This is a genomic window from Daejeonella sp., from assembly GCF_030695525.1.
Lineage (GTDB): Bacteria > Bacteroidota > Bacteroidia > Sphingobacteriales > Sphingobacteriaceae > Daejeonella.
In genome coordinates this window covers 1-9,906 of sequence record NZ_JAUYSS010000062.1, presented here as the reverse complement: position 1 = coordinate 9,906, position 9,906 = coordinate 1, and the positions used below count along the sequence as shown (strand labels likewise).

At 41.1% G+C, this 9,906-nt stretch carries 6 protein-coding genes; 3 read left to right on the top strand and 3 right to left on the bottom strand.

From position 1 onward, the window contains the following. The first annotated feature begins 169 nt into the window (after positions 1–169). From Q8S11_RS14560 to Q8S11_RS14550, 3 genes are all read left to right on the top strand, one after another. Positions 170–706, top strand: coding sequence for a hypothetical protein (locus Q8S11_RS14560; RefSeq protein ID WP_305662850.1), 537 nt, complete (start codon positions 170–172; stop codon positions 704–706). A gap of 388 nt (positions 707–1,094) precedes the next feature. Then, the gene (gene dnaK, locus Q8S11_RS14555; protein ID WP_305662849.1) at positions 1,095–3,008 is read left to right on the top strand and encodes a molecular chaperone DnaK; all 1,914 of its coding nucleotides are present in this window, start codon (positions 1,095–1,097) and stop codon (positions 3,006–3,008) included. A 245-nt stretch (positions 3,009–3,253) separates the two neighbouring features. Continuing rightward, entirely contained in the window at positions 3,254–4,354 is a 1,101-nt protein-coding gene (locus tag Q8S11_RS14550; protein ID WP_305662848.1) for a hypothetical protein, read from the top strand. 78 nt (positions 4,355–4,432) lie between these two features. Here the strand turns inward: Q8S11_RS14550 and Q8S11_RS14545 are convergent, their stop codons facing one another. The 3 genes from Q8S11_RS14545 to Q8S11_RS14535 form a co-directional block, all read right to left on the bottom strand. Continuing rightward, complete coding sequence (locus tag Q8S11_RS14545) at positions 4,433–5,347, bottom strand: sugar phosphate nucleotidyltransferase (protein WP_305662847.1); 915 nt, start codon at positions 5,345–5,347, stop codon at positions 4,433–4,435. 69 nt (positions 5,348–5,416) lie between these two features. After that, positions 5,417–6,949 carry a helicase HerA-like domain-containing protein gene (locus tag Q8S11_RS14540; RefSeq protein ID WP_305662846.1) on the bottom strand — a complete coding sequence of 511 codons (1,533 nt, stop codon included), beginning with the start codon at positions 6,947–6,949 and terminating at the stop codon, positions 5,417–5,419. An 89-nt stretch (positions 6,950–7,038) separates the two neighbouring features. After that, the gene (locus Q8S11_RS14535) at positions 7,039–9,468 is read right to left on the bottom strand and encodes a prolyl oligopeptidase family serine peptidase (protein WP_305662845.1); all 2,430 of its coding nucleotides are present in this window, start codon (positions 9,466–9,468) and stop codon (positions 7,039–7,041) included. Positions 9,469–9,906: the final 438 nt, after the last annotated feature.

Here is a 9,906-nt window from a genome sequence, read left to right as displayed (position 1 = left end):
TACTCAATACTCCCTTGAGTACCTCATTCCCCATTTGGGCAATATTATCCCTTAAAATTTCCTCATTTTCCTCAAAAAACCCTCTTTTTAGGTCTTGTGGCACTTGGTCTGTTATTTGTCTATGTATTATCAAACATTGATAAAATTTAAAACAGACATAAACATAATCATGAAAAAAGTAATCATCACCTTCGCATTAATCGCAGTATCATTATTAAGTACTAAATCATTTGCACAGACTGCAAATTTGAACATCACTATTTCTGATGTACTTTCATTCAGTGTAACTCAGCCGGCATCATTGGATGTAAACTTCGATACAGAAACAAAATATACGAATGGTATCACTGCCCTTGCAACTGACCATGTGAGTGTAACCAGTTCAAGAGGTTATGTAGTTAAAGCTATTGCAGGAACGGTAACAGGTTCAGCAGCAATTGCACCGGGATCAGTTAAGATTACTTCAGCAGTTGGAGCTACCAACAGTGGTAATACAGCAGGGATCACTTACGGTTCTGCAGTAACCTTACCGGTAACAGGCGGAACAGCAGCAACAGTTATTACCGCAGCGAACACTTCATGGAACGGTTCAAACTCTACAAACAAATTCAATATTTCTTACCTGATCGGTGCTGGTGGTGCATACGCAGGTAAAGCAACAGGATTGAATGTGGTACCGGTAGTTTATACCGTAACACAACAGTAATATTAATACAACTAATCAAGAAGAAAGCTCCGTAAGGGGCTTTTTTTGGTTAGTATTGAGTATTGAGTATTGGGTATTGAGTATCAAGAGCCAGGAACCAGGAATCAAGACAAGACGAAATAGTTATCCTACTCAGGAATCCCAATTCTCCACTATCCACTCTCCACTCTCCATTTCCAATTCCCAATTTCCAATTCCCCATCCGATAGCTATCGGGTGTCAACTATCAATTGTCAACTCTCAATTGAGTACTGCCATCCTGTCATTTGTCAAAACCCTGTTAATGCATACTTGGAGAATAAAATACTGTCAATTCGGGTTTTGCATCATTTGGCACAAGGCTTGATAATTAACTAATATTAAACTGTAACAAATTAAGATTTTATATATGGCAAAGATAATTGGTATAGACTTAGGAACTACAAATTCATGCGTATCAGTAATGGAGGGTAATGAGCCTGTAGTTATTCCAAACAGCGAAGGTAAGCGTACTACCCCTTCAATTGTAGCATTCGTAGATAATGGAGAGCGTAAGGTTGGGGATCCGGCCAAACGTCAGGCGATCACAAACCCGACTAAAACCATTTCTTCGATCAAACGATTTATGGGTAACAGCTTCGGTGAGGTAACAAATGAAATTACAAGAGTACCATATCAGGTAGTGAAGGGAGATAATAATACACCACGTGTAAAAATTGACGACCGTTTGTACACTCCACAGGAGATATCAGCAATGATTCTTCAAAAAATGAAGAAAACTGCTGAAGACTTTTTAGGTCATGAGGTAACTGAAGCGGTAATTACTGTTCCTGCATATTTTAACGATGCTCAGCGTCAGGCAACCAAAGAAGCCGGCGAGATTGCGGGATTAAAAGTATCCCGTATTATCAATGAGCCTACTGCGGCAGCACTTGCTTATGGTCTGGATAAGGCACATAAGGATATGAAGATCGCAGTATTCGATTGCGGTGGTGGTACCCATGATGTTTCTATCCTTGAGTTAGGTGATGGTGTATTTGAAGTGAAATCTACCGATGGTGATACTCACCTTGGTGGGGATGACTTTGATGCAGTAATCATTGACTGGATGGCAGATGAATTTAAAAGTGATGAAGGAATCGATCTGCGTAAGGACCCTATGGCTTTACAACGTTTGAAAGAAGCAGCCGAGAAAGCTAAAATTGAATTATCAAGTACAGCACAGACAGAAATCAACCTTCCATACATTTCGGCTGGTGATGGTATGCCTAAGCACCTTGTGAAGTCATTAACCCGTGCAAAATTCGAACAATTGGCTGATAGCCTGATCAAGCGTACGATAGATCCTTGCAGAAAGGCACTTAAAAACGCTGGTTTAAGCACCTCAGATATTGACGAAATTATATTAGTTGGTGGTTCTACCCGTATTCCTGCGATTCAGGATGCAGTTAAAGCTTTCTTTGGAAAAGAGCCTTCTAAAGGTGTGAATCCGGATGAGGTTGTAGCAATCGGTGCTGCGATACAAGGTGGTGTTTTAACTGGTGAGGTTAAAGATGTGTTGCTTCTTGATGTAACCCCGCTTTCATTAGGTATTGAAACTATGGGTGGTGTAATGACCAAACTGATTGAAGCAAATACAACAATTCCTTCAAAAAAATCTGAAGTGTTCTCAACAGCTTCTGATAATCAGCCTTCTGTTGAGATCCATATCCTGCAGGGTGAACGCCCAATGGCTAATCAGAACAGAACGATCGGAAGATTCCACCTGGATGGCATTCCGCCTTCACCACGTGGCATTCCACAGATCGAGGTTACTTTTGATATTGATGCTAACGGTATTCTGCACGTAGCTGCAAAAGATAAAGCAACCAATAAAGAACAGAAAATCCGTATTGAAGCTTCTTCAGGTTTGACTGATGAAGAGATCAAGAAAATGAAAGATGAGGCAGAAGCAAATGCTGAGTCGGATAAGAAAGCACGCGAGGAGGTTGATAAACTGAACGCTGCCGATGCACTGATCTTCTCAACTGAGAAACAACTCAAAGAGTATGGTGATAAATTAGCGGATGATAAAAAAGCACCTATTGAAGAGGGCTTGAAAAAATTGAAAGATGCGCATGCTGCTAAAGATTTCGCATCAATGGATACTGCCCAGGCTGAACTTCAAACTGCATGGAACGCTGCATCTGAAGAGATGTATAAGGCTTCTCAGGAAGCCGGTGCAGGCCAGGATGCGCCTCAGGGCGAAGCTTCGGCTCAGGATGCAGGTGATCAGGTCACTGATGTAGACTTTGAAGAAGTAAAAGAAGACGATAAGAAGTAAGATTATTTCTTTTGAAAGGCAAAGGCTGTTTCCGTATGGGAGCAGCCTTTTTTGGTATTGAGTATTGAGTATTGAGTATAGAGTATTGAGTATAGAGTATTGAGTATAGAGTATAGAGTATTGAGAACCAAGAATCAAGAACTCAAGACAAGACGAATGTTTTTTCGCTAATCAAGAACTCCCATTGTCAACTATCAACTTTCAATTGAATAACAACATTTTCAATCCCAATTCGTTCATTTAAAGTGAAAAATCGCCCTGTATTTTCTGTCATTCTGTTACTTGTAAGTATTTTCTTTACTTCTACAGGCGGTTTTGCCCAGCCCGAACCAATTCGCCTTAAGACTGAGAAAGTTCAAAATGCTGAATGGGATTATTATATCGGAAAAGTGATTGATGCCCGTGATCCGGAACAGGTGTTTGCCAATTTATGGTACAAGGATGGAAGCGGGAAGCTGAAAAGCTATTCCTCAGATATTATTGGGGGTAGTAAAAATGCCATTTCTAACTTCATGATCGATGGATTGCCCAGGAATACCGGGGGTAGGCAGCTTATTATCCGCATTCTGGAGTGTAGAATCCGGGAAAGTAATGAAAATACTCATGTTTCGGGACTAGTAAGTCTTAAGGTTCAATTTGAGTTTGAAAAGGATTGGGGAATTCAGCCCCTGACAACCTACAGCACGAGCCTGAAATATAACCGTTCTGTTCAAAGTTCAGAATATATTGAACCGGCATTAAGAAAAGTTCTTGCCAATAGTTTGAAGTATATTTATGACTGGGTTAAAAAGGAGTCGGCGACAAATGTTCTTCTCGCCAAAGGACTGAAACTTTCTTTTAGCAATTTCGAGGAACAGGATATGGATACCGTATATTATCAAAGGGCAAGATTATTGAGCTTTGATGACTTTCAGGCTAGACCTCCAGCGAATGCGAGATTTCAGGCGGCTATCTTTCCATCCTTCGGGTATGATATGCAGCGGGAATATAAAGAAGGATTCATTCTGATTCATATAAATCTTAAAGTTTATATGATGAAAAGTGCCTCATGGGCATTAGCAATGATAAAGAGTACTTATAGTCTGAATCATGAACAGCGGCATTTTGACCTTGTAAAAGTGATTGCAGAGCGGTTTAAAACAAAGCTTCTTTCAGAAAAGCTGAATCCTGATAATTATGAAGGGATTATCAACTTTGAATATTTGGAATTCTATCGTGAGATGAACCGTTTACAGGAGAGATATGATCAGGAAACCAATCATGGCACGAATAGAGCTAAACAGGAGGAATGGAACCGAAAGATTGATGCTGAACTTAATGCGCAGCTTATTGCCGGGACGGATTGATTAGGTAGGTGTACAGGCATTGAAATGATTTAATGAGCCGGATTGATTTTGAGATCGGTCCGGCTCATTAATAAATGCTTATTTCCACAGATCTTGTGGATATTCACCCTCGGCCACCAGCCTGTCAATACAGGCCTGAACAATGGGTTTATCCTCAGCGTATGTTACCCCAAACCATTGGTTTTGTGTCGGGATAACTTTAAAGCTTGCCACACGATCTCTGATCAGCTTTTCAGCGGCCAGTGGTATGAAAAATTCTGCTTTAGGATTATCCGAATTAGCCAGTGCAAAATCTTTAAAAATACCTGCTGATAATTCGAATATTTTTGGTGTAAAGCCCCAGAAATTCATAGAAACCCTTGAGTTAGATCTGATCGGGTATTCACGGCCTTCTTCTTCAAAAACGATATTTTTGTTCCCGGCTTCATCGGGTTTAAAATATACTTTGATCCGTTCATGGATTTCTGTCAGATTGCCTTCCTCATCCACTTCACAAACTCCCCTTGAAACATATCCATGCTCTGAAAGTGTTTTATCGATCTGAAATCCGATCATCGAAAATTGAGTATCGGAGACTCCATCATTCAGGAAATCACACATTTTCTGATAAGATTCGCGGCCATAAAAATCATCGGCATTAATCACACAAAAGGGTTCTTTAACGACATCCCGTGTAGCTAAAACAGCATGTGCGGTTCCCCAGGGTTTTGATCTTTCAATTTCAATATCAATGCCGAAAGGTTTCAGGTCAAAAGTCTGAAAAACGTAATCTGTTTCAATCTTTCCTTTTAATTTAGGTTCAAAAATACCTTTGAAATTCTCTGCAAATTCCTCCTTTATGACAAAAATTACTTTACCAAAACCTGCTTTTATTGCATCATAGATAGAATATTCAATTATGGTCTCTCCATTAGGTCCGAATCCATCGGTTTGTTTCATACTGCCATATCGGCTCGCCATTCCAGCTGCCAGGATCACTAAAGTAGGTTTCATGCTATTTTCTGATTGAAATTGAAATTTAAGTTTAACCTTGATATGTACAAATATAAAGGTTTTAATATTTTAGTATCGTATGCGAGGCTTTTTGCCTGTCAGCATTCCGAACAAACCTCTCACAATAGCCGTGCCGATTTGCCTGGTAATCGGAGCATTGACCACCTTTTCGAATGTACTTTTCTCTGCTCTCGAACTAGGCCTTTTTTCTATATTTTGCTCTTTTTTTTCTTCATCCGCCGCCATTTTTTCATTAATACGCTGGGTCAGAATGTCATGTGCGCTAATGGGGTCAATCACTTCCTGATACTTCTGATAAAGCGAACTGGATTGCATCAGGGTATCACAATCAGCTTCCGACATATGTCCCATCACTGCCCTGGGCGGTATCAGATGGGTAGCAACTACCTCAGTTGGAATACCTTTTTCATTCAAGACAGTAATTAATGCCTGGCCAGTACCAAGAGAGGTCAGAACACGGTCTATTTCATAAAATTCAGAGCGTGGATAAGTATTTACTGTTTTTTTTAATGCTTCTACATCATTGGGTGTAAAAGCCCTGAGGGCATGCTGGACTCTGTTTCCCAATTGTCCAAGTACAGTGTCAGGAACATCCATTGGACTTTGGGTACAGAAAAATACCCCAATACCTTTTGAACGAATTAGTCTGATAATCGTTTCTATCTGTTCAAGGAAAGCCTTTTGTGAGTCTTTGAACAGTAGGTGTGCTTCATCAAAAAAGAAAACCAATTTGGGTTTTTCAATATCACCGGCTTCAGGCATTGAATAAAAGATTTCGGCAAGCAGACTTAAAAGAAAAGTTGAGAACAGAACTGGCTGATTTTGTACATCTGAGATATTAAGTAGGCTGATCACTCCTTTACCATCGATACGACTGAACATATCCTGGATATCAAATGATTTTTCCCCAAAAATTTGCGAAAGTCCCTGCTGCTCGATAGTCACTATTTTTCTAAGTATTGTTCCAGAAGTAGATCCGGAAATACTGCCATAGCTTTCCTTGATCTCGGCAGCACCGGGTCCACTCGAAAGATAGGATATCACCTTTTTCAGGTCGCCGAGATCAACCAGTTGCAGCTTGTTATCATCGGCATATTTGAAAATCACTGCCATCACTCCCGACTGAGTTTCATTCAATCCCAGAATTTTTGAAAGCAGGACCGGGCCAAATTCAAGCACACTTGCACGCATCTGGGCGCCTTTTTTTCCTGAAAGTGAATATAGTTCGACTGGAAATCCCGAGGGACTGAAGTTAATATTTAGTGCATTTGCTCTTTCTTCAATTCTTGGATTGCTGAATCCCGGGAGATTCAAACCTGAGAGATCGCCTTTTACATCCAGCATGAAAACCGGAACACCGGCATCAGAAAGTTGTTCTGCAATCAGCTGAAGCGTCCGGGTTTTTCCTGTACCGGTTGCACCGGCAATCAGGCCGTGGCGATTCATCATTTTTAAGGAAAGATTTACTTCTGCGGCGGCGATAATTTCGCCGTCAAGTATACCCGCCCCTAAGTAAATGCTCTCACCTTTAGTTGTATATGAGGATTTTATTTTATTTGTAAAATTAGAAACTCTATCCATTAGATTGAATTATCAGGTTTGTTTAAAGAATTGAGCCAGGCACTGACCTTTCACTAAAGTAAAGGAAAATGTATAATTAGATATAAGAATTATTTATTCTTTACATATTTCTCCAGCCATCTGTCCATTTCCCAGAGCATATGCAATAAAGATTCTTTTGCCTGATAGGTATGCGACTCTGCTGGCAAAAGTACCAGACGGGCAGTAGCACCATGCCCTTTTAATGCAGTATAAAAGCGTTCACTTTGCATTGGGAAAGTCCCTGAATTATTGTCTGCCTGCCCATGGATAAGCAGAATAGGCGTTTTGATCTTATCGGCAAAGGCGAAAGGCGACATCCGGGTATATACTGCCGGAGCCTGCCAGAAAGTACGCTCTTCAGCCTGAAATCCAAAAGGGGTCAGGCTACGGTTGTACGCACCGCTTCTTGCAATGCCGGCTGCAAAAAGATCGGTATGGGCTAAAAGATTGGCTGTCATGAAGGCGCCATAAGAATGGCCTCCGATTGCAATCCGTTTCCGGTCGGCAACCCCCATATTCACCAGATGGTTAATTGCAGCTTCAGCATTGTACCTGATCTGCTCTACAAAGGTGTCATTGGGCTCTGCATTGCTTTCTCCAACTACCGGCATATCTGCATTATCGAGAACGGCATATCCGCGGCTTACCCAGTATACCGGTGATGCTTTTCCAATAATACTGAATTTATGGGGAGATCCTTTTGTCTGGCCGGCTGCTGCTGCTGTCTTGAATTCACGCGGATAGGCCCATATCAGCACCGGAAGAGGTGGATCTCCTTTTTTGAATCCAGCAGGCAGGTAGAGCGTACCTCCTAATGTAATTCCATCCAGCCTTTTATAGCTTATCTGCTGCTTATTAACTCCCTTAAGTTCAGGGTATGGATTTGTAAAATTAGTTAATCGGGTATAGCTTTTGTCCTCAAGGTTGATTCGGAAATAATTCTGAACCGAATCACCGGATTCCCGGCTATTGATCATGAATTTTCCATTATTAAAAAATAAAGGTCGCTCATAATAGGGGGATGCCGATCTGAACAAGGTATCCATGAGCTTAGTCTTGATATTGAACTTTTGAAGGAATGGACGATCGCCCTCTGGTGAAGCTCCATCACTGATGGTGAAAATATTGACGTTGTCGGAATCACTGATTCGTTTTAAGGCATTGAACTCAGTCAGAAGTACATTTCTGTTAAACCCATTTTTTCGGGTTAAAATGACTCCCGGGTCAGTATAACCATCTTCAAAATAGCGGTCATAAAGATTAACCCTGAAGTTCACATTGGATGGTTTTATAAAAGATCTTCTCTCAAACCGGGTTTTCCACCAGCGTTCGGTTAATATAGCAACCTTATCATCACCCCAGACAATGGAATTGAATCGGAAATAGCAATCCGCAAGTTTAAGCGGGTGTTGATTGAATGGAGCGGATTGTGTGTATACAATATCGCGTATAGTGGCCTGCTGAGCAGGATTTCCATTATCAAGGGCTTCAACCCAGTACAGAACTGCTCCCCTATCGGCCCGCCAGCCAAATGCTCTAGGTCCTTTGGGAACCCCATCAAATCCGGCAGGAATATTCTCTGCCAATGGTGCTTCATATAACTTTTTGATTAATTTTCCATCCTGGTCAAAAACTGATGTTGTAAACGGAAATGCACTTATCGGAACCTGATAGGAATAAGGACGATTTATGTTCGCCATTAATAAAAATTTGCCATCAGGTGAATATTCCATCGACCGAAAGATTGCAGGCTGCATGAAATTGGCCGATTCCCCCTGCAAATTAACCTGCTTTAACTGTGATGTGAAGTAATAATCAAAGAGTTTTTCATCGTATGGATTTTTCAAAAGATCCTGATATGTTGGAACAGGAGCTGATTTGCCCAGATTTTCCTGAATTAAAGGTTCTTCGGGACTTATATTTTGTGCTGCTAAGGCAGTTCTGCCATCAGGTACAAATTTTGCAATAATGCTCTTCCCGTCAGGGTTCCAGATAAAGCTGTTACCGTAAGTATTGTTGATATAAAAAATACTTAAACGATTTGCCTGAAAGGTTTTAAGATCAGCTACCCATAATTCGATGCCTTTTTCTGCATTATGTAAAAAGGCGATCTTGCTTTCATCAGGCGACCAGGTAATTTCCGATAGCCGGGGTTTATTTGGAAGCCCTGTCAGGGTATATTCAGTCCCTGAACTAACTACCAGAATTTTTATGCCCTTGTAAGCAGCGTTACGGCTTTGTCCGTTGTTTGCAGGATTTATTCTCTGACCCGCAAGGCGGAGCTCAGTCTGGGATAATTCTGTAATGGATGGAAGGTCGTCCTTTTCAAGCAAGAGCATCCGTTCTCCCTCCGTGCTTATCCTGATATCCGGGCTAACCTGTGCCTCGAACAGGCTTAATATTGGCTGGGGTGGCTTTTGATAGCCCTGAATATCCTGTGCTGAAGCAAAACTGTAAATTAGAGTTAATGCTGTCAGAAGGATGATTGTTCTTTTCATATAGCTTTGTTGTCAGTTGGTTAGTTGTTGGTTAGCAATTTATTGGCTCATTTAAAAATTACACTCCAATACATTATTTATTTGTTTCCATTTCTCAATTGTCAACTGTCAATTCTCAACCACTGTTGTCCGGTAAAAATAAAATGTTTAAAAATATCCTTGTAAAAAGTATCGTGAACGATTTTATTTCCTGATTTCAAAAAGCAAGCCCGGCTATTAGCGCACTCGCTCAATAGGCCCCGCTTTTAAGCGGGGTATACAAGGGGGATATTCCAGGCTTCAGCCCAAAATAATCCTTTTATACCGGAACACCCGCATCGGGCTTCAGCCCGATTAAATGTTGTCGGCGCTGAAGCACCGGTTTACGTTATTTTCTAACCTGCTATATGTGGGGCTGAAGCCCGAATTAATCACGCCGATTACAACCCGCCTAAAGGC

Excerpts from the sequence above, each read along its gene's own strand:
- Q8S11_RS14560 (WP_305662850.1), top strand. The coding sequence starts at position 170 with ATGAAAAAAGTAATCATCACCTTCGCATTAATCGCAGTATCATTATTA.
- dnaK (WP_305662849.1), top strand. The coding sequence starts at position 1,095 with ATGGCAAAGATAATTGGTATAGACTTAGGAACTACAAATTCATGCGTA.
- Q8S11_RS14545 (WP_305662847.1), bottom strand. The coding sequence starts at position 5,347 with ATGAAACCTACTTTAGTGATCCTGGCAGCTGGAATGGCGAGCCGATAT.
- Q8S11_RS14540 (WP_305662846.1), bottom strand. The coding sequence starts at position 6,949 with ATGGATAGAGTTTCTAATTTTACAAATAAAATAAAATCCTCATATACA.
- Q8S11_RS14535 (WP_305662845.1), bottom strand. The coding sequence starts at position 9,468 with ATGAAAAGAACAATCATCCTTCTGACAGCATTAACTCTAATTTACAGT.